Annotated in this window: 26 protein-coding genes and 1 tRNA gene; 20 read left to right on the forward strand and 7 right to left on the reverse strand. The window is 67.9% G+C overall.

Going from position 1 to position 24,131, the window contains the following annotated elements; genetic code table 11:
* Together arfB and FPV16_RS01735 are read right to left on the reverse strand one after the other, a co-directional pair.
* Positions 1–423 (reverse strand): alternative ribosome rescue aminoacyl-tRNA hydrolase ArfB, encoded by a 423-nt coding sequence (gene arfB / locus FPV16_RS01730; protein WP_026176336.1) that lies wholly within the window; start codon positions 421–423, stop codon positions 1–3.
* Between the two features lie 31 nt (positions 424–454).
* A complete protein-coding gene (locus FPV16_RS01735; protein ID WP_227435662.1) occupies positions 455–733 on the reverse strand; it encodes a BolA family protein in 279 nt (92 codons plus the stop codon).
* A 140-nt stretch (positions 734–873) separates the two neighbouring features.
* Between FPV16_RS01735 and FPV16_RS01740 the strand changes: the two genes are divergently transcribed.
* The 4 genes from FPV16_RS01740 to cobT all read left to right on the forward strand — a co-directional run bounded on the left by FPV16_RS01740 (position 874) and on the right by cobT (position 5,166).
* The gene (locus FPV16_RS01740) at positions 874–1,506 is read left to right on the forward strand and encodes a J domain-containing protein (protein ID WP_227435663.1); all 633 of its coding nucleotides are present in this window, start codon (positions 874–876) and stop codon (positions 1,504–1,506) included.
* Between the two features lie 236 nt (positions 1,507–1,742).
* A complete protein-coding gene (gene cobS, locus FPV16_RS01745) occupies positions 1,743–2,726 on the forward strand; it encodes a cobaltochelatase subunit CobS (RefSeq protein ID WP_227435665.1) in 984 nt (327 codons plus the stop codon).
* A 20-nt stretch (positions 2,727–2,746) separates the two neighbouring features.
* Positions 2,747–3,256 carry a DUF29 domain-containing protein gene (locus tag FPV16_RS01750; RefSeq protein WP_227435667.1) on the forward strand — a complete coding sequence of 170 codons (510 nt, stop codon included), beginning with the start codon at positions 2,747–2,749 and terminating at the stop codon, positions 3,254–3,256.
* Positions 3,257–3,261: 5 nt separating this feature from the next.
* Positions 3,262–5,166, forward strand: a complete 1,905-nt coding sequence (gene cobT / locus FPV16_RS01755; protein ID WP_227435670.1) for a cobaltochelatase subunit CobT — start codon at positions 3,262–3,264, stop codon at positions 5,164–5,166.
* A gap of 375 nt (positions 5,167–5,541) precedes the next feature.
* On the opposite strand, the gene FPV16_RS01760 is transcribed toward cobT, so the two are convergent.
* The 5 genes from FPV16_RS01760 to rpmB form a co-directional block, all read right to left on the reverse strand.
* The gene (locus FPV16_RS01760) at positions 5,542–5,808 is read right to left on the reverse strand and encodes a hypothetical protein (RefSeq protein ID WP_227435672.1); all 267 of its coding nucleotides are present in this window, start codon (positions 5,806–5,808) and stop codon (positions 5,542–5,544) included.
* A gap of 222 nt (positions 5,809–6,030) precedes the next feature.
* A complete protein-coding gene (locus FPV16_RS01765) occupies positions 6,031–6,588 on the reverse strand; it encodes a TetR/AcrR family transcriptional regulator (protein WP_227435674.1) in 558 nt (185 codons plus the stop codon).
* A 7-nt stretch (positions 6,589–6,595) separates the two neighbouring features.
* Positions 6,596–7,069: a DUF1348 family protein gene (locus tag FPV16_RS01770; protein WP_227435675.1), complete on the reverse strand. Its 474-nt coding sequence runs from the start codon at positions 7,067–7,069 to the stop codon at positions 6,596–6,598.
* Between the two features lie 73 nt (positions 7,070–7,142).
* Positions 7,143–8,072, reverse strand: a complete 930-nt coding sequence (locus FPV16_RS01775; RefSeq protein ID WP_227435677.1) for an AEC family transporter — start codon at positions 8,070–8,072, stop codon at positions 7,143–7,145.
* A gap of 134 nt (positions 8,073–8,206) precedes the next feature.
* Entirely contained in the window at positions 8,207–8,512 is a 306-nt protein-coding gene (gene rpmB / locus FPV16_RS01780; RefSeq protein WP_018046086.1) for a 50S ribosomal protein L28, read from the reverse strand.
* Between the two features lie 334 nt (positions 8,513–8,846).
* Here rpmB and FPV16_RS01785 point away from each other — a divergent pair, with 334 nt between their 5' ends.
* The 16 genes from FPV16_RS01785 to FPV16_RS01860 all read left to right on the forward strand — a co-directional run bounded on the left by FPV16_RS01785 (position 8,847) and on the right by FPV16_RS01860 (position 24,079).
* Positions 8,847–9,749 (forward strand): DUF3108 domain-containing protein, encoded by a 903-nt coding sequence (locus tag FPV16_RS01785; protein WP_227435678.1) that lies wholly within the window; start codon positions 8,847–8,849, stop codon positions 9,747–9,749.
* Between the two features lie 38 nt (positions 9,750–9,787).
* Positions 9,788–10,360 carry a hypothetical protein gene (locus FPV16_RS01790; protein ID WP_227435680.1) on the forward strand — a complete coding sequence of 191 codons (573 nt, stop codon included), beginning with the start codon at positions 9,788–9,790 and terminating at the stop codon, positions 10,358–10,360.
* Positions 10,357–10,722 (forward strand): hypothetical protein, encoded by a 366-nt coding sequence (locus FPV16_RS01795; RefSeq protein ID WP_227435681.1) that lies wholly within the window; start codon positions 10,357–10,359, stop codon positions 10,720–10,722. The genes FPV16_RS01790 and FPV16_RS01795 overlap by 4 nt, the downstream gene beginning before the upstream one ends.
* Positions 10,723–10,919: 197 nt before the next feature.
* A complete protein-coding gene (locus tag FPV16_RS01800; RefSeq protein WP_227435683.1) occupies positions 10,920–14,333 on the forward strand; it encodes a helicase-related protein in 3,414 nt (1,137 codons plus the stop codon).
* 110 nt (positions 14,334–14,443) lie between these two features.
* A complete protein-coding gene (locus FPV16_RS01805) occupies positions 14,444–14,743 on the forward strand; it encodes a S4 domain-containing protein (protein WP_227435685.1) in 300 nt (99 codons plus the stop codon).
* A gap of 251 nt (positions 14,744–14,994) precedes the next feature.
* Positions 14,995–15,333 (forward strand): ferredoxin FdxA, encoded by a 339-nt coding sequence (gene fdxA / locus FPV16_RS01810; RefSeq protein WP_027171203.1) that lies wholly within the window; start codon positions 14,995–14,997, stop codon positions 15,331–15,333.
* A gap of 563 nt (positions 15,334–15,896) precedes the next feature.
* Positions 15,897–16,499 (forward strand): CarD family transcriptional regulator, encoded by a 603-nt coding sequence (locus FPV16_RS01815; RefSeq protein WP_227435687.1) that lies wholly within the window; start codon positions 15,897–15,899, stop codon positions 16,497–16,499.
* 292 nt (positions 16,500–16,791) lie between these two features.
* Entirely contained in the window at positions 16,792–17,664 is an 873-nt protein-coding gene (locus FPV16_RS01820) for an RNA polymerase factor sigma-32 (RefSeq protein WP_026176254.1), read from the forward strand.
* Positions 17,665–17,760: 96 nt separating this feature from the next.
* Positions 17,761–17,988 (forward strand): hypothetical protein, encoded by a 228-nt coding sequence (locus FPV16_RS01825; RefSeq protein ID WP_227435688.1) that lies wholly within the window; start codon positions 17,761–17,763, stop codon positions 17,986–17,988.
* 30 nt (positions 17,989–18,018) lie between these two features.
* Entirely contained in the window at positions 18,019–18,774 is a 756-nt protein-coding gene (locus FPV16_RS01830; RefSeq protein ID WP_227435690.1) for a 4'-phosphopantetheinyl transferase family protein, read from the forward strand.
* A 63-nt stretch (positions 18,775–18,837) separates the two neighbouring features.
* Positions 18,838–18,914: transfer RNA gene (locus FPV16_RS01835), tRNA-Pro, on the forward strand.
* Between the two features lie 341 nt (positions 18,915–19,255).
* Positions 19,256–19,411, forward strand: coding sequence for a hypothetical protein (locus FPV16_RS01840; RefSeq protein WP_227435692.1), 156 nt, complete (start codon positions 19,256–19,258; stop codon positions 19,409–19,411).
* A gap of 52 nt (positions 19,412–19,463) precedes the next feature.
* Positions 19,464–19,673, forward strand: coding sequence for a hypothetical protein (locus FPV16_RS01845; protein WP_227435694.1), 210 nt, complete (start codon positions 19,464–19,466; stop codon positions 19,671–19,673).
* A gap of 1 nt (position 19,674) precedes the next feature.
* Positions 19,675–19,905: a hypothetical protein gene (locus FPV16_RS01850; RefSeq protein WP_227435696.1), complete on the forward strand. Its 231-nt coding sequence runs from the start codon at positions 19,675–19,677 to the stop codon at positions 19,903–19,905.
* Positions 19,906–20,510: 605 nt separating this feature from the next.
* Positions 20,511–22,028: an ATPase domain-containing protein gene (locus tag FPV16_RS01855; RefSeq protein WP_227435799.1), complete on the forward strand. Its 1,518-nt coding sequence runs from the start codon at positions 20,511–20,513 to the stop codon at positions 22,026–22,028.
* Positions 22,025–24,079 carry an ATP-binding protein gene (locus tag FPV16_RS01860; protein ID WP_227435698.1) on the forward strand — a complete coding sequence of 685 codons (2,055 nt, stop codon included), beginning with the start codon at positions 22,025–22,027 and terminating at the stop codon, positions 24,077–24,079. Before FPV16_RS01855 ends, FPV16_RS01860 begins: the two co-directional genes overlap by 4 nt.
* Positions 24,080–24,131: the final 52 nt, after the last annotated feature.

Consider the following 24,131-nt stretch of genomic DNA (forward strand, 5'->3'; position numbering starts at 1 on the left):
TCAATCGCCCCCGCCGTCGCTGCGCAGGCGCTTGGTGGCGCCGCGGCGGGATTTCTCGTCGAGGCGGCGCTTCTTCGAGGCGAGGGTGGGCCGCGTGGCCCGGCGCGGCGTCGGCGGCACCGCCGCCTCGGCGACGAGGGCGGCGAGGCGTTCGCGCGCATCGGCCCGGTTGCGGTCCTGCGTGCGGAACTGCTGAGCCATGATGACGATGACGCCGTCCAGCGTCAGCCGCCGCCCGGCGAGGCGCATCAGGCGCACCGCCACGGCGTCGGGCAGGGATTGCGAGCGCCGCGCATCGAAGCGGAGCTGCACCGCCGTGGACAGCTTGTTGACGTTCTGCCCCCCCGGCCCCGAGGCGCGCACGAAGGTCTCTTCGAGTTCCGCCTCGTCGATGGCGAGATGCGGGGTGCATTGCAGGGCCATCGCCACCATGTTCCTCGTCTGACGGGACCGTTCAGGCGGCCTCGGACGGCGCCTTCGCCTTCACCGCGAGGGCGTGGAGCCCGCGCTTGAACGCCTCGTCGAGAACGCCGTTCACGATGCGGTGGCGCTCGACCCGGCTCTTACCCTCGAAGGCGGCCGAGACGATCTCCACCCGGAAATGCGTCTCGCCCTCGGGCCGCGCGCCCGAATGGCCCGCATGGAGGTGGGATTCGTCCACCACCGCCAGAGCCTGCGGCGCCAGTTGCGCGTCGAGCGCTCCGGTGATCCAATCCTTGAGCGTGCCGGTCATCGTGTCCTCGCGTTTCCGTCGCTTCGTTCCCGTCCCGTAGGCGCCTGGAGGCTTCGGGGTCGTCAACCCCCGATCTCCGCATGCGTCATCAGGCCCGCCGCCCTTGTGTCTCGGACACGCCCTCTCATAATCGCCCCACCATGGATCTCAACTCGCGCCTGTTCGACAGCATCCGTATCAAGCGCAGGCCCAGCTGCGACGAGCCCAAGGCTGCGTCCCAGACGGGCTGCGAGACCCCCGGCTGCACGAATGCCGGGCTCTACCGCGCTCCCAAGGGCCGCAAGGCGGAAGGCCAGTACTGGCGCTTCTGCATCGACCACGTGCGCGCCTACAACGCCACCTACAACTACTTCGACGGCATGAACGACGCCGCCGTCCAGGCCTACCAGAAGGACGCCGTGATCGGGCACCGCCCGACCTGGGCCATGGGCGTGAACCCGGCGACGCGGGCGGCCGGGGCGAAACCGGGCGAGCCGAAACGCGACTGGGCCTATGTCGATCCCCTCGACATCCTGCGCAGCGAAGGCGTCGGCGAGACCTCGCGCCGGGCCAAGCCCGAGCCGAGCCGGCCGCGCCTCACGGTGGCCGCCCTCAAGGCCCTCGACGTGCTCGGCCTCGACGAGAACGCGGACACCGCCGCCATCAAGGCGCAGTACAAGGTGCTGGTGAAGCGCTTCCACCCCGACGCCAATGGCGGCGACCGCTCGTTCGAGGAGCGCCTGCGCGACATCATCCGCGCCCACGACACCCTGCGCGCCGCCGGCCTGTGCTGAGCCGGATTCCGGAACGCGGCACGATCGATGCAGCGTTTTTCGAAATCTCGTGCGGCGTGAGGCGGCAATCCGCGCGGGAGGCCCTATATCGAGTCTTCGCACCCCTTGGCGTCCGCCGACGCAGCCCCTTACAAGGTGGCATTCCACGTCCTGCCCCGCGCGGGAACCGGCAATGCCCACCGTGATAGATCCCGCGAGCCCGGCCCATGCCGGAGCCCGCCCCGACGAGGTCCCGTATGCTCTCTGACGACACCCCCGCCTCGCTGCCCGACCGGACGGTCTCCGTCCGCGAGGCCTTCGGCATCGATCTCGACCTCAAGGTGCCGGCCTTCTCGGCGAGCGCAGAACACGTTCCCGATCTCGACCCGGATTACATCTTCGACCGCGAGACCACACTGGCGATCCTGGCGGGCTTTGCCCGCAACCGCCGCGTCATGGTCACCGGCTATCACGGCACCGGCAAATCGACCCATATCGAGCAGGTCGCCGCCCGCCTGAACTGGCCCTGCATCCGGATCAACCTCGACAGCCACGTCTCCCGCATCGATCTCGTCGGCAAGGACGCGATCGTGCTGAAGGACGGCAAGCAGATCACCGCCTTCCAGGACGGCATCCTGCCCTGGGCGCTGCAGAACAACGTCGCCCTGGTCTTCGACGAGTACGATGCCGGCCGCCCGGACGTGATGTTCGTGATCCAGCGCGTGCTCGAAGTCTCGGGCCGCCTGACGCTCCTCGACCAGAAGCGGGTGATCCGGCCCCATCCGGCGTTCCGGCTGTTCGCCACCGCCAACACGGTGGGGCTCGGCGACACGTCCGGCCTCTATCACGGCACCCAGCAGATCAACCAGGGCCAGATGGACCGCTGGTCCATCGTCACCACGCTGAACTACCTCGCCCATGACCGCGAGGTGGACATCGTCCTGTCGAAGGCGGCGCATTACCAGCGCGACGGCGGCCGCGACATCGTCAACCGCATGGTCCGGGTCGCCGACCTGACCCGCAACGCCTTCATGAACGGTGACCTCTCCACCGTCATGAGCCCGCGCACGGTGATCACCTGGGCCGAGAACGCCGACATCTTCCAGGATATCGGCTTCGCCTTCCGGGTGACCTTCCTCAACAAGTGCGACGAGCTGGAGCGCACCCTGGTGGCGGAATTCTACCAGCGCGCCTTCGGCAAGGAACTGCCCGAGAGCGCGATGAACGTGGCGCTGAGCTGAGGATCGACGCGGAGGACGCGATGGCCGAACCGGCCTTGAAGGGTGAAAGGACATCCACCGAGACGTCATCCAAGGCGCATGCGCCCAACCGCGTGCGCTACGAGGACGACCTCTATGGCTGGGTCGAGGAGCAGGTTTCGCTCCTGCGCGCCGGGGCCGTCGATTCGCTCGATCTCCAAAACATCGCCGAGGAGTTGAGCGATGTGGGCGCGGCGCAATACCATCGTCTGGAGAGCGTGCTCCGCGTGTTGCTGATGCATATGCTCAAGTGGGACCAGCAGCCGGAAATGCGGACGCCGAGCTGGATCTATTCGATCGTGGAACAGCGTCGGCGCTACGAACGTCTGCTCAGCAAGAATCCCGGATTGAAATCGTCCCTCGATGAGATCCGGGACGACATCTATCCCATCGCCCGCAACTGGGCAGCCGACGAGACGCATCTGCCGGCAGACGAATTCCCCGATACGTGCCCCTATTCCTGGGACGACATCCTGCGCCGTCCCTTCGATTTCGACTCGGTGAAGAAGTAGCGATCGTGGCCAACTCGAACCGCAAAGCCGGCGAACGCCGGGAGCCCATCGCCGAACCGCTGAAGCGCTCGGTGGCCGGATGCCTGCGCGCCATCGCCAAGCGCTCCGAGATCGAGGTGGTCTATGCCAGCGACCGCCCGGCGCTCACCGGCGACAAGGCGCGCCTGCCCGAGCCGCCGCGCAAGCTGACGCCGGAGGACGTGGCGATCCTGCGCGGCAACGCCGATTCGATGGCGTTGCGCCTCGGCTGCCACGATGTGGCGGTCCATCGCCGCCTCGCCCCCGAGAATGCCGGCGCGCGCGCCGTGTTCGATGCCGTGGAGCAGGCCCGCGTGGAGGCCATCGGCTCGCGCCGCATGGCCGGTGTCGCCTCGAACCTCTCGGCGATGCTCGAGGACCGCTACCATCGCGGCGGCAAGTACGAGGACATCACCGACCGGGCCGACGCCCCCATGGAGGATGCCGTCGCCCTGATGGTGCGCGAGCGCCTGACCGGGGAGGCTCCGCCCAAGGCCGCGCGCAAGATCGTCGAGCTGTGGCGCTCGCATATCGAAGAGAAGGCCGGCCCCAGCTTGGACGGCCTCATCGGCAATCTCGAGAACCAGCGCTCCTTCGCCCGCTCGGTGCGCGAGTTGCTGTCCTCCCTCGATATGGCGGACGAGACGCCGCTCGACCCCGAGGACGACGACAACGAGGACGAGAACGAGGGGCAGGACGACGAGCAGACCCCGAGCGAGGGCGAGGCCGAGGAGCAGTCCCAGGGCGACAAGTCCGAGATGGAGACCTCCGAGGAGGCCTCCGACGAGCTGCAGGACGGCGCGACGGAAGCCGCCGACGCGCCCTCGGGCGAGTTGCCGGACGAGTCCGAGAACGCGGAATCCGAGGAGGCGTCCGAGGCCAAGCGCCCGCCCAACACCCGGCCCAACGAGCCGCGCGGCCCCGAATACAAGGTGTTCAACCCGCGCTTCGACGAGATGATCGACGCCGAGGACCTCTGCGACGCCGACGAGCTCGCGCGCCTGCGCACCTATCTCGACAAGCAGCTGGCCCATCTCCAGGGCGTCGTCGGCCGCCTCGCCAACCGCCTCCAGCGCCGGCTCCTCGCCCAGCAGAACCGGGCCTGGGAATTCGATCTCGAAGAGGGCCAGCTCGATCCCGCCCGCCTCGTGCGGGTGATGACCGACCCGTTCCAGCCGCTCTCGTTCAAGCGCGAGAAGGACACCAATTTTCGCGACACCGTCGTCACGCTGCTGCTCGACAATTCGGGCTCCATGCGCGGCCGGCCGATCACGGTGGCGGCCACCTGCGCCGACATCCTGGCGCGGACCCTGGAGCGCTGCGGCGTGAAGGTGGAGATCCTGGGCTTCACCACCCGCGCCTGGAAGGGCGGCCAATCGCGCGAGGCGTGGCTGGCGGCGGGCAAGCCCAACGCGCCGGGCCGCCTCAACGACCTGCGCCACATCGTCTACAAGTCGGCGGATGCGCCGTGGCGCCGGGCGCGAAAAAACCTCGGGCTGATGATGCGCGAGGGGCTGCTCAAGGAGAATATCGACGGCGAGGCCCTGGACTGGGCGCACAAGCGCCTGCTCGCCCGGCCCGAACAGCGCAAGATCCTGATGGTGATCTCGGACGGCGCGCCGGTCGACGATTCGACCCTCTCGGTCAATCCGGGCAACTATCTCGAACGCCACCTGCGCTGGATGATCGAGGACATCGAGACCCGCTCGCCGGTGGAACTCCTGGCCATCGGCATCGGCCACGACGTGACCCGCTACTACCGCCGCGCCGTCACCATCATCGACGCCGAGGAACTCGGCGGGGCGATGACGGAGAAGCTGGCGGAGCTGTTCGAGGAGGATGCGGGCGGTGGCGCCGCGCCGAGGCGCAGGGCCGCGGGCGGGCGGCGTTAGGCGTTAGGCTCCGACGGTCGGGGTCTGTGTCATGCAGGCTCCGGTTCATCACGTCGGGTCAGGTGGACGCGCCAGACTTCCTCTCCTTCCAAGCTACGGCATTGACACATTTCGCGGGCTGCGCGGCACCCTCCTCCCCCTTGTGGGGAGGAGTTGGAGGTGGGGGTGGTTGGGCGACCCTCTTACTGCGGACGCTGGACGGGAAATCGACTCGCATTGGCCGCCCCCTCCGACCTTGAAGATGAACGAGGTACAGCAATTGGCACTGATGGCGTTTTTACCCAGCCTGGATAAATCGACGTCGTTGACCTAGATGTTTGGCCTGGCCGGAAACCGGATGGTTGGTCAGCCGACAACTCGAGAACAGCAGGTAGCCTAACGAGGGACGTTCACCACGATCTCCGGCGGGCGGATTGCCAACACCTCAACGCAAAGGTCATAGCCTGCGATCAGGTAGTGAATGATCTGCAGCCCAAAAAGAGCCGGAGTGCTTTGAGAAAATTCGTCCAGATAGGTGCTTGTGCCGATCTGATAGATTGACCCGACAGCAACTTTCTCTTCGGAACGCACGATCCAGTAATTGGTAATCGTCGTATGGTCGTGCGCGCAAAAACTTATTACATTGTGGAACGTCAGAAGCAACCGGCTGCCTCACGCTCTAGCGTTACTTGCAATGGCCAGTCCTGCAGATGAGCGCACCGAACATCCACGATGCTCCACAAGGGCGTGGCTGGTGCTGGCATTCGCAGCGCATCGTCGAGAAGCGTGAATCCACTGACCATATGTGAACCCATTTCATAACCCATCCGCTTTCCACCCATCATAAACGTCGAGGATGGATAGCATCCGCCGGATTTCACCCACTTACGATACCAATCGCTCCTCCAACCGCCCCAGCATCCGACCGAACACGGCCGGATCGTCGAGGGCGCGGGCGAGGACGAGGCCGCCCTGGATCGCCAGGATTGTATCCTCGGCGAGGGACTCCGCCTCGGCCTCCGGGCGTCCGGCGCGGAGGAGGGCCTGAGCCAGGGCCTCGCGCCAATCCCGAAAGTAGCCGCCGATCCGGTCCGCGAACCCGTCTCGCCCCTCGGTAAGCGCGAAGGCGCCCACGAGGCAGATTCTCCGGCCGGAGCGGAAATAGGCGTCCGTCTCCGACAGCATGAGCCGGATCGCCGCCCTTGGATCGGGATCGTCGCGCAGCGGCGCGTAGACCTTGTCCTCGAACCATGCGCCGATGGCGTCGAGCACGGCCTCAGCCATCTCGGCCTTGCCGCCGGGGAAGGCGTGGTAGAGGCTGCCCTTGCCGAGACCGGTGCGGGCTCCGATGAGGGCGAGGCTCGCGCCCTCGTAGCCGTATTCGCGAAACACCTCGGCGATGGCGGGCAGAGCGTCCTCCCGCGCCCCCGGCTTCTTCGCCATATTCCGGTCAGAGCCCGAGATCGGTGAGGCCGGGATGGTCGTCGGGGCGCGGCGCGCTGCGGTCCCAGTGGAACTTGCGCTCTGATTCGGAGATCGCGAGGTCGTTGATGCTGGCGTGACGCAGGCGCATCAGGCCGAGGGCGTCGAACTCCCAGTTCTCGTTGCCATAGGCGCGGAACCAGTCGCCGGCCGCATCGTGGAACTCGTAGGCGAATCGCACGGCGATGCGGTCCTCGGTGAAGGCCCAGATCTCCTTGATGAGCCGGTATTCGTGTTCCTTCGCCCATTTGCGGGTGAGGAAATCGACGATGGCGGGACGGCCCGAGAAGAACTCCGAGCGGTTCCGCCAGCGGCTGTCCGCCGTGTAGGCCAGCGAGACTTTTTCGGGGTTGCAGCCGTTCCAGCCGTTCTCGGCGGCGCGGACCTTCTGGATCGCGGTCTCGCGGGTGAAGGGGGGCAGCGGCGGGCGGGATTCGGACATGGGCTCGGGCTCCTATGATCGTCTGTACCGATCGGTACAAACAGCAGCCGCGCTGGTCAAGGCACCGAACCGTTCAGCTGTGTCCGAGGATCGCGAGCCAAGCCAATGTGGTGGCGGCCGCGAGCAGGGTCGAGAGCATGACGGCGGCAGCGATCAGCCCGGTCTCGGCCTTGTAGCGGACGGCGAGCAGGTAGGAGTTGATGCCGACGGGCATCGCCGCGAACAGGGTGGCGACCCCGGCATAGGCGGGCGGCATGGTGAAGACGTGGAAGGCCAGGACCCAGACTGCCAGGGGATGCAGGACGAGTTTCAGGGTCGTCACCACCATGGCGCCGGGCAGGTCGTGCAATACCCGGTAGCGCACGAGGCCGGCGCCGAGCGCGATCAGCGCGCAGGTGGAGGCGGTGCCGGCCAGCGCGTCCAGCAGCGACTTGACCATCCCGGCAGGCGCGAGGCCGAAGCTTTTCAGGCCGAGACCGATCATCAGCGACAGGAAGATCGGGTTGCGGAAGAGGACGAGGCCGAGCCCCTTCACCCGTTGGAAGACCGATTTCTGCCCGTCCGATTCGATGAGGAAGGTGGCGCAGCCCATCATCAGCGGCAGGTGGACGGCCAGCAGCATGAAGAGCGGGAACGCGCCCGCGTCGCCATAGGCCTGGAGGATCATCGGCACGCCGATGAAGATGGTGTTCGACTGGCTCGCCGCGAATCCGTGCAGGATCGCCCCCGTCCGCCCGACGCCCTCGCGGCGCAGGCCGATCAGCGAGCCGACGAGCCAGGACAGGCCGGCACCGCCGAAATAGCTGAACCAGTACGACCAGGTGACTTCGCCGGTGAGACCCGGCCGCGTCAGCGTCGCGATGATGAGCGCCGGCACCGCGATGGCGAAGACGTATTCGGAGAGGCCGTCGCTGACCTTCTCCGACAGGAACCCGGCGAGCGCCGCGACCCAGCCGATGAGGATCAGCCCGAAGATCGGGGCGATGAGCGACAGCACGGTCATCGGGGAGAGCCGGAGAGCAGGGAGGTCGGAATCAACGCGAACGGCCGCCGCATGCGCGATGCATGCGGCGGCCGTTCGAAATCAACCATGAGACGTCGGCGTGATCGAAGCGGAGGCCTCGACCGTCACGGCCCTCAGGCGGCGGCCGGGGTCTCGACTTCGGCGAGCTTCTTGTGGAGCTCGCGCTTGATCAGACGGGCCGTCTGCGACAGCTCGATCTCGCGGGCCTTGATGAGGAAGGCATCGAGGCCGCCACGGTGCTCCACCGAGCGCAGGGCATGGGCCGTGACGCGCAAGCGCACGCGACGCTTCAGGGCGTCCGACTGCAGCGTGACCTGGCACAGGTTCGGCAGGAACCGGCACTTGGTCTTACGGTTCGAGTGGCTCACGAGGTGGCCGGTCTGCACGGCTTTGCCCGTGAGTTCGCAACGGCGCGACATTGTTCTAATTCCCGTCTCGTTCCGCGTCAGACCGGGCGATGGCGGAAGGCCGGTCGCAATGCGCCACGGGCCTCACGCACGCCAGAACCGATCGAGCGGCGTCTCATTGAAGGCGCGAGCCTATAGGGGAGCGGCAGGGTATCCGTCAAGGGCGGAGCTGCGTTTTGCCCATGGGAAAAGCCGCGCTCCGAGGCCGGCGCAGCGGCCTTCACGAAGCCTCGCGCCGTGGCATCCATACGATGTGTTAACCACGAACGGGGACGATGGCGGAACAATGCCGTCCGGTCCCTTGCGCCGCATGGCTCCAAGCCCTGGAACTTCAGAGCCTCACGCCATGTGCGCCACGCGCTTCCTCCGCGCCAGCCTCCTCGCCGCCCTCGGGGTGATTCCCGCCTCCGAGGGATTCGCGCGGCCCAAGGCCACTTCCGCCCGCTCCGCCGCCCCGGCGACGGTCACCGTCGATTACGGCATCGCGCTCGCCGGCATCCCCATCGGCACCGCGCAGGTCTCGGGCCAGTTCGAGAGCGCACGCTACCGCATGGACGTCTCGGCCCGGCTCACCGGCCTCGTCGGTGCGGTAACCGGGGGCATGGGCTCGGCCCGCGCCAGCGGCCTCATCGCCGAGGGGCCGCAGCCGAGCGCCTTTGCCATCTCCACCAAGACCTCGAATTCCGGCATCGCCGTGCGGATGGCGCTGGCGCGCGGCAACGTCACCCAATCGGAGGTGACGCCGCCCCTCGTCGATATGGGTGACCGGGTGCCGGTGACCCCGGCCAACAAGCGCGGCATCGTCGATCCGGCGAGCGCCCTGATGATGCCGGCGGTGAGCCGGGGCGAGCTCACCGACCAGGCCAATTGCAACCGCACCATCCCGGTCTTCGACGGCGCGACGCGCTTCAACGTGGTGCTGAGCTACGGCGAGACGCGCCATGTCGAGAAGCCGGGCTATGCCGGCCCCGTCCTCGTCTGCAACGCCCGCTATCAGGCCATTGCCGGACACCGTCCCGACCGGCCGGGGGTGAAGTTCATGGAGGACAACCGCGACATGTCGGTGTGGCTCGCCCCCGTCGAGGGCACCCGCGTGCTGCTGCCGGTGCGCATCGCCGTGCGCACGACGCTCGGCACCAACATCATCGAGGCCACCCGCTGGAACCGCAGCGGCCCCCAGACCGTGACCGCTCAAGCCGACGGGCAGGCCTCGGGGCAGGTGGCGCAGGCGACCCTGGTCGACCAATAGACGCGGCTCCGGCCGGCCGGGCGGGAATCGTCTGAATCATGGACGGGCAGATCGTGGACGGGCAGGCTGTGGACGAGCAAGTCGACATCGCGGTCTCGCGCCTTCGCTCGGCGGGGCTGTTCCTCATCGCCGTGGGGTTCACCGTCGCCGCCGCATGGATGCTCTATGTGCGTCCCGGGATGCGGGGGCATGAGATGGCGCCCGGCGGCTACACCGACTTCATGTTGTGGCTCGGCCTGATCTTCTTCGGCGCGGCCAGCCTCGTCGGCGCGCCCCGGATGTTCCGCTCGGGCACGCTGGTCTCCGTCGGGCGCCGGGGCATCTTCGACCGGCGCCTGTCGACGGACTGGATCCCGTGGGACGCGATCGAGGACCTGCGGCCGGTCATGCTCAGCCGCCAGCGCTTCTTCGTGCTGCGCGTCGACCCGGAGCGGTCGGCCGCCTTGCCGATCCTCCCCCGGCGCAGGGCGAGCGCGCGCTTCACCGGCCTCGGGGCTCATGGCTACGCCCTGTCCGGCAACGACCTGGAGGGCGGGTTCGCGGCCCTTGGCGAGGCCCTGTCCGGTGCGGCGGCCTGGCGCATTCCCCCCGGAACCGGAACGACCCGATGAAGCGCGGCTCCTCTCCTCTGCGTGGCCTCCTCGCGCTCGCCGCGATCCTGATCGGCGCGTCGGGATGGCCCGGCCTGGTCCGTGCCGGCGGGCTGAGCACGGACATCTCGCCCTGCGGGGGCGACGCCTATTCCTCCGCCGAGGTGATCGAGGGCAAGCCGCCCCGGCGCGGGCCCCTTATCGCCATGCCCGACACGCTCTGCGCCGATCTCGCGCCGCAGCGGCCGGCGGACCCGGTGGAGATCTACGTCGATCCTTATGGATACCGGGGCGGTGGCTATCGGGGCGGTGGCGCCCCATATGGCGGGGAGACGCAGCGTGGGACCCGGCCGCCCGGACGGCCCCTGCGCAGCGATGACTGAGTACCATGCGGCACTGATCCCGACCGATGGCCGGGATCAGCGCGTTCGGCGGACGCCCGCCGCCGCGCAGTCGCGCGGGCAGACGACGATGAGGTCTCCTCATCATCGTCTGGTATGATATCGGGCGGCCTTATTCGACGGGCCGCCATAAAAACCTGCCGCCGGCTTCCTCGGCCGAAGGGACCAGCCCCTCGCACATGACGCGCCGCTCCCTCCCCCCGCAGGCCCGCTCGCGCGGCGTCACGGCGGTGCTCGGGCCGACCAATACCGGCAAGACCCATCTCGCCATCGAGCGGATGCTCGCGCATCCGACGGGGATGATCGGGCTGCCCCTGCGCCTGCTGGCGCGGGAGGTCTACCTGCGCGTGGTGGCGCGGGTGGGGGTCGAGCACGTCGCTCTCGTCACCGGCGAGGAGAAGATCAAGCCGGACCGGCCGCGCTACTGGATCTCCACCATCGAGGCGATGCCGCGCGACCTCGACGTGGCGTACGTCGCCATCGACGAGATCCAGCTCGCCGCCGACATGGACCGGGGCTACGTCTTCACCGACCGCCTGCTGCACCAGCGCGGGCGCGAGGAGACGCTGCTCATCGGCTCCTCCACCATGCTGCCCCTGGTGCAGTCGCTGATTCCCGGCGTGCACACCACCACCCGCCCCCGCCTCTCGAAACTCACCTATGCCGGCGAGAAGAAGCTCGGGCGCCTGCCCCGGCGCACGGCCATCGTCGCCTTCTCGGCGGAGGAGGTCTACGCCATCGCCGAGCTGATCCGGCGCCAGCGCGGCGGGGCCGCCGTGGTGCTCGGTGCGCTGTCCCCGCGCACCCGCAACGCCCAGGTGGAGCTCTACCAATCGGGCGACGTCGATTATCTCATCGCCACCGACGCGGTGGGGATGGGCCTCAACCTCGATGTCGACCACGTCGCCTTCGCGGCCAACTGGAAATACGACGGCACGCGCTTCCGCCGGCTGACGCCCCCCGAGATGGGGCAGATCGCGGGCCGGGCCGGACGCCACCTCTCGGACGGCACCTTCGGGTCGACGGGGCGCTGCGCCCCGTTCGAGCCCGAAATGATCGAGGCCCTGGAGAACCACGATTTCGAGCCCCTCCGGGTGCTGCAATGGCGCAACCCCGACCTCGACTTCTCCTCGCTGAAGGCCCTTCAGGAGAGCCTGGACGCGCATCCCAACGAGAAGGGGCTGACCCGCGCGCCCATGGGCGAGGACCAGTCGGCCCTCGAGATCCTGATGCGCGAGGACGACATCCGCGACATCGCCACCAATCCGACGGTGGTGCGCCGCCTGTGGGACACCTGCGGCGTGCCCGATTACCGCAAGGTCCATCCCCAGACCCATGCGGATCTCGTCGCCCAGCTGTTCCGCTTCCTCATGCGGGGCATGGCCGGGCGCATTCCCAACGACTGGTTCGCCAAGCACGTGGCGATGATCGACCGCACCGACGGCGACATCGACGCCCTGTCCCAGCGCATCGCGCAGGGGCGAACCTGGACCTTCGTCGCCAACCGGCCGGATTGGCTGATTGATCCCGTCCATTGGCAGGGCGAGACACGTCGGGTAGAGGACAGACTGTCTGACGCCCTGCACGAGCGCCTTGCGAGCCGTTTCGTCGATCGGCGCACCAGCGTCCTGATGCGGCGCCTGAGAGAGAATACGATGTTGGAAGCTGAGATCACCGCCGGCGGGGACGTTACCGTCGAGGGCCAGCATGTCGGCCATCTGCACGGGTTCCAGTTCGTTGCCGACCCGGGCGCGGAAGGCCACGAGGCCAAGACCCTGCGCAGTGCTGCCGAAAAGGCGCTCGGCGGCGAGATCGAGGCGCGCGCCGAGCGCTTCTCGGCCGCGGCGGATTCGTCCCTGGTCCTGTCCCATGACGGCATTGTCCGCTGGACCGGAGACCCGGTCGCCAAGCTGACGCCGGGCGACAAGCTGTTCGAGCCGCATGTGCGGCTGCTCGCCGACGAGCAGCTCACGGGCCCGGCCCGCGACAAGGTCGAGGCCCGGCTGGTGGCCTGGCTCAAGGCCTATGTGGTCCGCCTCCTCGGCCCGCTGATCGAGATCGAGACGGCGGCCGATCTCGTCGGCCTCTCGAAGGGCATCGGGTACCAGGTGGTCGAATCGCTCGGCGTCCTGGAACGCTCGAAGGTGATGCACGAGATGCGCACCCTCGATCAGGAAGGGCGCGGGGCGCTGCGCCGCCACGGGGTCCGCTTCGGCGCCTATCACATCTTCCTGCCGGCCCTGCTCAAGCCGGCGCCCCGCACCCTCGCCGCCCAGCTCTGGGCGCTCAAGAACGGCGGCCTCGACCAGCGCGGCCTCGACGAGATCGCGCATCTGGCCGGCTCCGGACGCACCTCGATCAAGGTCGATCCCGAGATCGCCAAGGGCCTCTACCGCGCCGCCGGCTTCCGCGTCTGCGGCGAGCGCGCCGTGCGCGTCGACATCCTGGAGCGCCTCGCCGACCTGATCCGCCCGGCGGTGACCTATGTGCCGGGCACCACCCCCGGCGAGGCCCCGGCCGGCACCGCCGATGGCGATGCCTTCGTCGCCACCGTGGGCATGACCTCCCTGGTCGGCTGTTCGGGCGAGGATTTCGGATCGATCCTGAAATCCCTCGGCTACGTCGCCGAGAGCCGCCCCGGCCCGGCCATCACCGTGCCGCTGCGCCCCGCCGCCGCGACCCAGCCCATCGCCCCGGCGACCGCCTCCACCGACGAGGCGGTGACGGTGTCCGACGAGGCCGCACCCGCGACCGAGGACGAGGCGAAGCCAGAAGGCGAAGTCACGTCCGAAGGCGAGACCAAGCCGGAAGCTGAGGCCACCTCCGAGAACGAGACGAATTCCGAAGGCGAGACCTCGCCCGACACGGCCGAGCCCGTGGCGGAAGGTGTGCCCGATCCCGAGGCGGTGTCCGAGGAGGCCGCGCCTTCCGAGACAGCCCTTGTCGAGACCGGCCCTTCCGAGGCCGTCTCCGCCGAGAACGAGCAGGCACGGGCCGCCGAAACGTCGGTGGATTCCGCCGAGGAACCCGAGGCGGCCCCCGTCCCCGTGGCGGAATCCGCGACCCTCGCCGGTATCGAACCGGAGACGGTCGAGACGGCCTCCGGTGACGAGACCCAGCCCGAAACCGCCACGGAATCCGTCGCGGCCGAGCCGGTTCTGGTCGAAATTTGGCGTCTCCAGCGGCATCAGCGCAGTTCCGCCCCGCGGCAGAACCGCCCACGGGGTGGCCGTGACGGCGCGCCGGCGGGCAACCGCGCTCCCGGCGAAGGCCGTCAGGATCGGCGCCCCGCTCATGCCGGCGCTCCCCGTGCGGGCGGTCCCGAGGGGGCCGAGCGCAACCGCAGCGGCCAGGGCGACAGGCCCGAGGGAGGCCGCCGCGATGGCGGTCGGCCCGAGGGTGGACGTCCCCCCCGCCGCGAGCGGTTCGAGCCCGGCCGGGTTCGTCCCGAGCGCCGCGACGAAGGCCGGCCCGCCGCGCAGCAAGAGCAGCGTCCGCAGCGCCGCGAGCGGGCTCCGGACCCGGATTCGCCCTTCGCCAAACTCGCGGCGCTCAAGGCTCAACTCGAAGCCGGCGATGGCGGCAAGCGCTAAGCAGGTTCGCGCTGGCTCGCCAACGCTTCACCTCGCTTAGGCCTTTGAGGTGTCGCAGGTTTCAGGACGCAAAACCGGTGACCACTTTTGCTGAACCTGCTTAGATCTGGATGAAGCCGGGGCGGCAGCGTCTCGACAAGTGGCTCTGGTTCACCCGCTTCGCGCGGAGCCGCTCCCTTGCCGCCTCCCTGGTGGAGGACGGCTTCGTCCGCGTTAACGGGACGCGCACCGACAATCCCGCCAAGGGGATCGGCATCGGTGACGTGGTCACCGTCGCCGCCGCCCATGTGACGGCAGTGGTGCGGGTGGTGGATCTCGGCGAGCGGCGCGGCCCCGCCCCCGAGGCGCGGGGCCTCTACGACATCCTGTCGGGCGGCCCGTCCCCGGAATCCGACGACGGCACGGCGTGATCCGTCCCTCCTCCTGGGGTGTGGCACGGACGCACCGGACGCAGCCGGCATGAGCCACCGCTGCTTGTCAGCCACTCTGGCAGGGGATAGAGCCGTGCGGAAATGACGGGCGGGGCGGTTGACGCGCTGTCCGCAAGGCGCGTGACACACGGACGCGTTAACGGAGCCGTGCGGGAGGCCGGTCTAGGATCGGGGCCAAAGCGGGCTCGGGTCTCGCGATCCACCCCACCACGGATAAGGCTGAAGGGCACATGACCTACGTCGTCACCGACAATTGCATCAAGTGCAAGTACATGGACTGCGTGGAAGTCTGCCCCGTGGATTGCTTCTACGAGGGCGAGAACATGCTCGTCATCCACCCCGACGAATGCATCGATTGCGGCGTCTGCGAGCCGGAATGCCCCGCCGAGGCGATCAAGCCCGATACCGAGCCGAGCCTGGAGACCTGGCTGAAGCTCAACGCCGATTACGCGCGGAGCTGGCCCAACATCACGCAGAAGAAGGACGCCCCGTCCGACGCCAAGGACTGGGACGGCGTCGGCGGCAAGCTCGAGGCGCATTTCTCGGCCTCCCCCGGCACCGGCGACTAGCCCCGCTCCTAGAGCGGCAGCCCGGGATTCCCGGTCGGGCGGCGGACGCGGGCGCTTCATGACGCCGCGAATGGCGGGCCGGCCGGTGGACGCGTCGACCCGTCAACGCTCCGGAGGTTTCCTCCCCGGGGATTCCCTTCCCGCGTGTATCGGGCACCGTGCGAAGCCCGGCCCGACCGGTCGCGCACGCATGCCCTGCGTCGGCAATCCTTTGATTCGGCGCCCGGTTTGTGGTATGTAGACCACCTGCCGTCGTTCGTGCCTGACGTGCTGCCTTTGGCTACCGCATCGGTGGTTTCCAAACTTTTCGACAGAGTCGGCTTCCCATCTTCGTGGGACGCTACCTCGGCGAGACGAGGCGGCATGTGATCGACCGCTGGAGGCGCATACGCCTTCCGCGGCCCTGATCGCATGGTGTGAATGATCGGCTAGCCTGGGACCCGCTCGGCCGATGCATGACGCATCGATGGCCGGCGGACAAGGGGCTCAAGCCGGGTCACCCACCCCGGGAATGAAGGTTCAGCGCGACTCGACCCGCGCGATGTTCTGGAGGCGCTTCTCGCATGACCACAGCCAAGAAGACGACGGCAGGCCGCCAAGGCTTCAAGACCGGCGAAGCGGTGGTGTACCCAGCTCATGGCGTCGGCCGCATCACTGCGATCGAGGAGCAGGAAATCGCCGGCTACAAGCTCGAGCTGTTCGTCGTCTCGTTCGAGAAGGACAAGATGGTCCTGCGCGTGCCCACCGCCAAGGCCAACAGCGTCGGCATGCGGAAGCTCGCCGAGCCCGAGCTCGTCAAGAAGGCCCTCGACGTGCTCACCGGCCGCGCCCGGATCAAGCGCACCATGTGGTCGCGCCGCGCCCAGGAATACGAGGCCAAGATCAATTCCGGCGACCTGCTGTCGGTGACCGAGGTGGTCCGCGACCTCTACCGTTCGGAGGCCCAGCCCGAGCAATCCTACAGCGAGCGCCAGCTCTACGAGGCCGCCCTCGACCGCGTGCTGCGCGAGATCTCCTCGGTGAACAAGATCACCGAGACGGAGGCGCTCAAGCTCATCGAGCAGAGCCTCGCCAAGTCGCCCCGCCGTGCCAAGGGCGAGGCGGAAGCCGAGGGCGATGCCGAGGCGGAAGGCGACGGCGACGAGATCCGGGAAGAGGCCGCCTGATCGGCCTCACGTCCCAAGTCTTATTCGTTCGACCAAAGGGCCCGGCGCACCAGCGCCGGGCCTTTTGCCGTGCCGGCCTCCCCGATAGGCGCCGCTTGGGTGGCCCCCTGTGCCGCAGCGTCGCGTCCCCTCCCCGTCCAGGCCAGCGGAACTATCGGTGCAACGGCCCCGTTGTCGGGTGCCTGGGCCATGCCCCCGGGCCAGTGCCCACGCTCTTCGGACCATTCGGGTCGCTCGACCCGAAGAGCCCCTCGCGGTGCGCGCACGCAACGGACGAAAGGCGGAGGCGGGAATGGCGGACATCGCGGGGATACGGCGACAGTTCATTCGTACGGCCATGGAGGCGCCCTTCCTGGCGCGAGACGAGGAACGTGGCCTCGCCGTCCGCTGGAAGGACGAGCGCGACGAACACGCGCTCCACCGCCTGATCTCCGCCCATATGCGCCTCGTCATCGCCATTGCGGGACGCTTCCGGCATTACGGCCTGCCCATGGCCGACCTCGTCCAGGAGGGGCATGTGGGCCTGATGGAAGCGGCGGCCCGGTTCGAGCCGGAACGGGAAGTCCGTTTCTCCACCTATGCCACCTGGTGGATCAGGGCCTCGATCCAGGATTACATCCTGCGCAATTGGTCCATCGTCCGCGGCGGCACGAGTTCGGCCCAGAAGGCGCTGTTCTTCAACCTGCGCCGCCTTCGCGCCAAGCTGATGCAATCCACCGAGGAGCATGTGGGCGACGAGATCCATCGCCGCATCGCCACCGCCATCGGCGTCTCCCGCGAGGACGTGGCCCTGATGGACGCGCGCCTCTCCGGACCAGACATGTCCCTCAACGCCCCCGTGGGCGAGGAGAGCGAGGCCTCCTCCGAACGGATGGATTTCCTCGTGGATGGGTCCGACCTGCCCGACGAGACGGTCTCGGCTTCGGTGGATGGCGAGCGCCGGCTCACCTGGCTCAACGAGGCGCTCACCGTGCTCTCCGAGCGCGAATTGCGGATCCTGCGCGAGCGGAGACTCACGGAGGACCAGGCGACTCTCGAAGCGCTCGGCCGCCGCCTCGGTATCTCGAAGGAGCGGGTTCGGCAGATCGAGAACCGCGCCCTGGAAAAGCTGCGCCGTGCCCTGGCCGAGCGTTTTCCACAGACCGCCGGCAACGTGTACGTCTGATCGGACGGTGCTTGCCGCCTGAGCCCGGCCCCGGCACATTGACGCTTCAACATCCCATTGGTGGGATGACGGACGTCCATGTCGTCGAGGTGCCTGGTGCGGAATGTCGATGACATGACTGGTGCGACCCGCAGGCCGCTGATGGCGCTCGCGGTGATCCTTGCGGCGAGCATGGCGATCGCCGCTGCCGTGGCCGTCAAGCACGATTTCTCATGGCTGGCGGCCGTCGGCACGTTCTATGGTTTGGTTGCCCTCTGCCAGATCGCTTATCTCGGCCTCGTCGTTGTTCAAGAGCGGGACGGTGCATCCGGCCGGTTGATCTGACGCGTGACCGCCGCTTTTCCGAGCTAGCCGATGGGCACCGAGACGCCGGGTCGCACGAGTACGGCTTCTTACGTCACGGTCTGGGACGTCGATCTCACCCAGGCCCTCGACCACCGGGCGAAGTGCCGGGACCTCCTCTCCGATGACGAGACCGCACGTGCCTCCCGATTCGCCCGCGACGTGGATCGCTGGCGGTTCGAGGCGAGCCACGCGGCCCTGCGCCTCGTGCTCGGAGATCGGCTCGGCTTGGACCCGCGCGACCTCGCCTTCGGTGCGACGCCCTCCGGCAAACCGTATCTCGCGGGTAAGCTCTCCGGGGCATGCCGGTTCAGCCTGTCCCATTCCGGCAGCCGCGCCCTGATCGGGCTTTCCTCTTCCGCGGAGATCGGCATCGACGTGGAAGAGGTGCGCCCGATGCCCGACCTGCTGCGCATCGCGCGGGCGCATTTCGCGCGGGAGGAAATCGCTGCCCTCGAAGCCCTGTCGCCACGCGACCTCACGGCGGCGTTCTTCGCCTGCTGGACGCGCAAGGAGGCCGTGGCGAAGGCCACCGGCCAGGGTCTCTCCCTGCCCCTCGACAGCTTTGTCGTCTCGGTAACGCCGGAGAGGGCGGAGTTGCTGGCGATGCCGGACGGGACGAATGCGTGGAGCCTGCACGCCCTCCCCACGGCACCGGGCTATGCCGCCGCCCTCGCCATCATGGCGGCGAATGTCGACTGCGTCCGCCGCACCCTCCCGCCCGATTGGGCCGCCGGTCTTTCCGCCATATCGCAACAAGGGCCATGATGGCGCTTGCGGCTCCGCGCCGGCCTCGCTATACGTCCGCTCGCTGGTGGAGACGCCGGCCGTCGGAGTGTAGCGCAGTCTGGTAGCGCACCACGTTCGGGACGTGGGGGTCGCAGGTTCAAATCCTGCCACTCCGACCAATCGTTAGCTCGGTTTCTGATAGCTGCCCCGACAGTTATCCCAACAGAAACCCGGGACATCAGCCCAGCATTTGCGGTTGGAAAACCTGCCCCGCGCATTCCACGTGATGCGTCTGGCGGCTCGCGAGTGTGAAGAGAACAGAGCATGCGGTTCAAGGATCTCGGTCCCGATCCGGGTCTAGGTGTCGCGATTGCGATCGCCATGGCGGTGGCCGTCGTGCTCGGGTTCATGTTCGGGCTTATTGGGTAAGGCCGCTGGACCATTGCCTGTGACGCTCCGGGCATAGCGATCCTGCGCCGCCTCCCCTGTCCCGTCCGGCCCATCGCGGCCATCGGGCCTCATGTCAGCCTCCCCAGCCTTCCTGATCGAACCCGAGAGCGGTGATCCCGTATCGAAGGTCGAGGCAGCGTTCATCCGGTTCGAGGGGACGCGGTCCTTTCGGACCGTGCCCGGCAAGCCGAAGGGGACCGTGCCGATCCGGTCGGGCAAGCGGTAGGCGATGGGAAAGCCTGCCCTATGTCCTCGCGGTCGCCGCCAGGAACCCGATCATGAGCACCGAACGCGCCGAGGGATACATCGAGGCACTGGCCGACGTCAGAGAGGCGGTTCGGCGCCGTGTGAACGAGGCCGACGTGTTGAACGACGGCAGGCTTGAACTGCGTGATCTCCTATCCCGGCTGGACGACATGCTGAAGGGCAGCCAACCGCATGAGGAGGCCGACAATGCCCCGCCGGAGCCACTGAGCGGGAGCTTCTGACATGCCGAAGCTTCGCTTCCCGCTCACCATCACGACCGTGGGCGAGGCCATCGCCGTGCTGGACGCGGTCGGGTCGCACGTCAGCTACACGTATTTCGAGGACGAACCGATCCGGCGGCAGAGCACCAAGCGGGTCACGAAGGCTGAGGCGGTGGAGATAGCACAGATGATCGCGCGGGCGCTGACAGAGTCCCTCGCCCAGCCGAACGCGATCAAGCCTGGCCCACCATGACGGCGGACCGGGCTATAGTCGTTTCGTGAGATGGGTTATGCAATGAACCCAAAATCTCGGGGACTTAGGTTGCCAACGTCGTGGACAACGATTTTATCGTCCGGACTCAGACCATCAAATGTCACCAAGACATCGTTCCCATTGTTCATCCGAGCATTATGAATTTCGCCGAACCTATTTGCGACCGTTCTCATTTGGCAACGCATACCAGCGTCCTCACGTCCGGGTTCGCGCGTTCGATGAGAAGCATGACCATCGCCGATTTCGAAGGCACCGTTTCAGGCAGCCAAGCGCCCAGCCCAGTCGAAGCCAGCCGGGTGGCAACACCAATGCAGGGCGAGGCACGGTGCGGGCTGGGTCAGGGTCACGGCGAGGACGGGGCAGTCTTGAGCCATACGGCCCTCGGTCGATCGCGTATCTTTTGAGGATCAGGTCTTCAAGGGCCAGGGCGCTTCGACCGCGGGCCCAGGACGATCAACCAACTCGTAGACCCTCGGGGACCTATCGCGACATACCGCGTTAAGGCATGACGAAATCCCGAGAGGCCCATGGGTCGCTCACGCGTGAGCGGGTTGCGGGTAGGCCGTTTCCGCATCCTGGTGACCATGCCCCAAGACATTCAGCACCCCACCGCGGCCGCCACGCGGAAGACCGTCTCGACGGGCATCGCCGGCCTGGACGACGTCCTTGCCGGAGGTCTGACACAGGGGCGGCTCTACCTGGTCGAGGGTAGCCCCGGAACCGGCAAGACCACGCTGTCGCTCCAATTCCTGCTCGACGGTGTCGCACGCGGCGAGAAGGGTCTCTACGTCACCCTGTCCGAGAGCGCGGACGAGCTGTTGGCCGGCGCAGCCTCCCACGGCTGGTCCCTGGACGGCATCGAGATCCACGAACTCGTCAACGAACTCGGGCTCGATCCCGACAGCGAGCAGTCGATTCTGCACCCGTCCGATGTCGAGCTCGGCGAGACCGTGCGCGAGGTCATGGAGCGCGTCGACGGCCTCAAACCGGCCCGGGTCGTGTTCGACAGTCTCTCGGAACTCCGTCTGCTGGCCCAGAACCCGCTGCGCTACCGGCGTCAGATCCTCGCCCTGAAGCAGTTCTTCGCATCGCGCCACTGCACGGTGCTGCTGCTCGACGACAACACCGCCGACATCCAGCTCCACAGCATCGCCCATGGGGCCCTCGTCCTGGAACGGACGGAGCGTGATTTCGGCTCGGAGCGTCGACGGGTCCGCGTCCTCAAGATGCGGGGCGTCAAGTATCGCGGCGGCTTCCATGATGTTGCTCTCGACACGGGCGGTCTCAGGCTCTTTCCGCGCCTCGTCGCGTCCGAGCACGGGTCGGAGTTCGATATCGCCACCACCTCGACGGGCTTGGCCGAGCTCGACCTCCTGCTCGGCGGCGGGCTGGTCGCGGGGACGAATACGCTGTTGATGGGACCGTCCGGCGCGGGCAAGACGACCACCGCCGTACGCTGCCTCCTCGCCGCGCTCGAACGGGGCGCACGCGCCACCTACTTCCTGTTCGACGAGGGAAAGGCGACCCTGGTCGTACGCTGCGCCCAACTCGGCATGGACCTGCATCCGTATCTCGAGACCGGGATGCTGAGCCTCATGCAGATCGATCCGGCCGAGATCTCGCCGGGTGAGTTCGCTTGCCGGGTCCGCGAAGCGGTCGAGGAGCATGGCTCGACCTTCGTCGCCATCGACAGCCTCAATGCCTACATCCATGCGATGCCGGGCGAGCAGTACCTCATCCTGCAGATGCACGAACTCCTGAACTACCTCAACCAAAAGGGCGTCACGACCGTGCTGGTGCTGGGTCAGCACGGGATCATCGGCGAGGTCCGGTCCGATCTGGACCTGAGCTACCTCAGCGACGCCATCGTGCTGTTCCGGTACTTCGAGGCACAAGGGTCGGTCCGGACGGCCATTTCCGTGGTGAAGAGCCGGGTGAACGGGCACGAGCGCACCATCCGCGAGCTCCGGATCTCGCCGACAGGCCTGCAGGTCGGCGAGACGCTCACCGACTTCCAGGGCGTGCTCACCGGACTTCCGACCTACGCGGGCAGGGTCGCGATGCTGGACGGCGATGCCGATACGTCCGGACCCGCCGCGTGACATTCACTCCGGAGGCCGAGAACCGGGTCCTCGTCCTGGCGCCGCGCGGGCGGGATGCAGCCGTCATCCGCCAGTTGCTGGACAAGTCGGGCACGTCGACCGTCATCTGCCCGGACGTCCCCTCGTGGGTCGCCGAACTGAGGAACGGAGCCGCCGCGACCATCGTCACGGAGGAGGCCCTGGTCGACGAAGACACGACCGCCCTCGACGCCTGGGTCGGCGCTCAGCAACCCTGGTCGGACTTTCCGTTCATCATGCTGGCGACCCGTCAGGCCGGACGCCGGCCGGCCCGGGCGGCCACCCTCATCGAACGCCTCGGCAACGTCGTGCTGCTGGAGCGGCCCATCAATGCCGAGACCCTTGCCAGCGCGGTCGCATCGGCGTTGCGGGTCCGGCGGCGCCAGTATCAAGCCCGCGGGCACATGCTGGAGCGGGAAGAGGCCCAGATGCGGCTTCGGGACGCCAACGAGACCCTCGAACGCCGGGTCGCGGAGCGCACCCGGGAGGTGGAGGCTGCGCGCGAGACCCTTGCCTTTGCACTCGATTCCGCGGGCATGGGCTCCTGGGACCTCGACCTGGTGCATGACACCGCGCGATGGTCCGGGCGGCATGACGCTGTGTTCGGGTACGACCGGCCCGCCATCTCCTGGGGGAAGGCGGATTTCCTCGGCCATGCCGTTGCGGAGGATCGGCCGCTCGTCGCGGCGGCCTTCGACCGCGCCATCGAGACCGGCATCCTCGACATCGAATGCCGCATCAAGCGCCCGGACGGCGCGATCCGCTGGATCGCCGCCAAGGGCCGGGCAGAGTATCGCTCCGACGGGCGACCTGTCCGCATGGCTGGCATCGTCTTGGATCGGACCGACCAACGCGCGACCGAGGAGGCCTTGCGCCAGGCCCAGAAGATGGAGGCCATCGGGCAGCTGACGGGGGGGGTGGCGCACGACTTCAACAACCTGCTGACCGTCATCGTCGGCGGCCTCGACATGATGATCCGCAAGCCGGAGAACACCGAGCGGGTCGTACGCCTGGCCGAAGCCGCCATGGGCGCCGCCCGTCGCGGCGAGCAACTCACCCAGCAACTGCTGGCCTTCTCGCGCAGGCAGATGCTGCGTCCGCAGACCCTCAACCCGAACCGCCTGCTCCTGGATTTTCGCCCGCTGGTCGAGAGGGCCGCGGGCGGCGCCGTCCAGATGGTCTTCGACCTCGACCCGGCCCTCGACCCCATCCGCATCGACCCCTCCCAGTTCGAGGCCGCGGTTCTCAACCTCGTGGTGAACGCCCGCGATGCCATGGAGGACACGGACCACGCCGCGCGCATCACGCTGCGCAGCGGCAATGTCCGTCTCGACACCGCCGCCGTCTCCGACAAAGGCGTGCCGCCGGGCGAATACGTCGAGATTTCGGTCGCCGATACCGGCAGCGGCATCCCACCCGAGACCCTGGCGCGGGTGTTCGAGCCGTTCTTCACCACCAAGGAGGTCGGCAAGGGCACCGGCCTCGGCCTGTCCCAGGTCTACGGCTTCACCCGCAGCGCCGGCGGCTACGTCGCCATCGAATCGGAGGTCGGTGGCGGCACGACGTTTCGGCTTCTCATTCCGCGGTCCTCGGACCCTGCCAGCGAGGAAGCGGGGAGCGGCTCCGGCACCGCGCTTCCGCTCCGGCGGGCCGGGGAAGGCGATACCGTGCTTCTGGTCGAGGACGACGAGGGAGTGCTCGGCATGGCGGTCGAGAGCCTGGAGGAGTTGCGCTACCGGGTCATGGTCGCACGCAACGCGAGGGAGGCGCTGGAGTACCTCAGGGGTGTCGAGCGAATCGACATCCTGTTCTCGGACGTGGTGATGCCCGGCGGGATGAACGGGTCGCAGTTGGCCGTCGAGGCCCAGCGCCTCCGTCCGGGGCTGAAGGTGCTGCTGACCTCGGGCTATGTCGCCAACCTCGACGAGGGCCAGGTCATCGGCAAGGGGGAGCTCACCGTGCTGAACAAGCCGTATCGCCGAGACGAGCTCGCACGCTCCCTGCGTCTCGTGCTGAACGGGGGAGCGGATTGACCCCGGTCCCCCGGCCCCTCGAACCCGACCAGACGAAGGCCGTTCGAGGATC

It is taken from the genome of Methylobacterium sp. W2 (assembly GCF_020662345.1).
GTDB lineage: Bacteria > Pseudomonadota > Alphaproteobacteria > Rhizobiales > Beijerinckiaceae > Methylobacterium.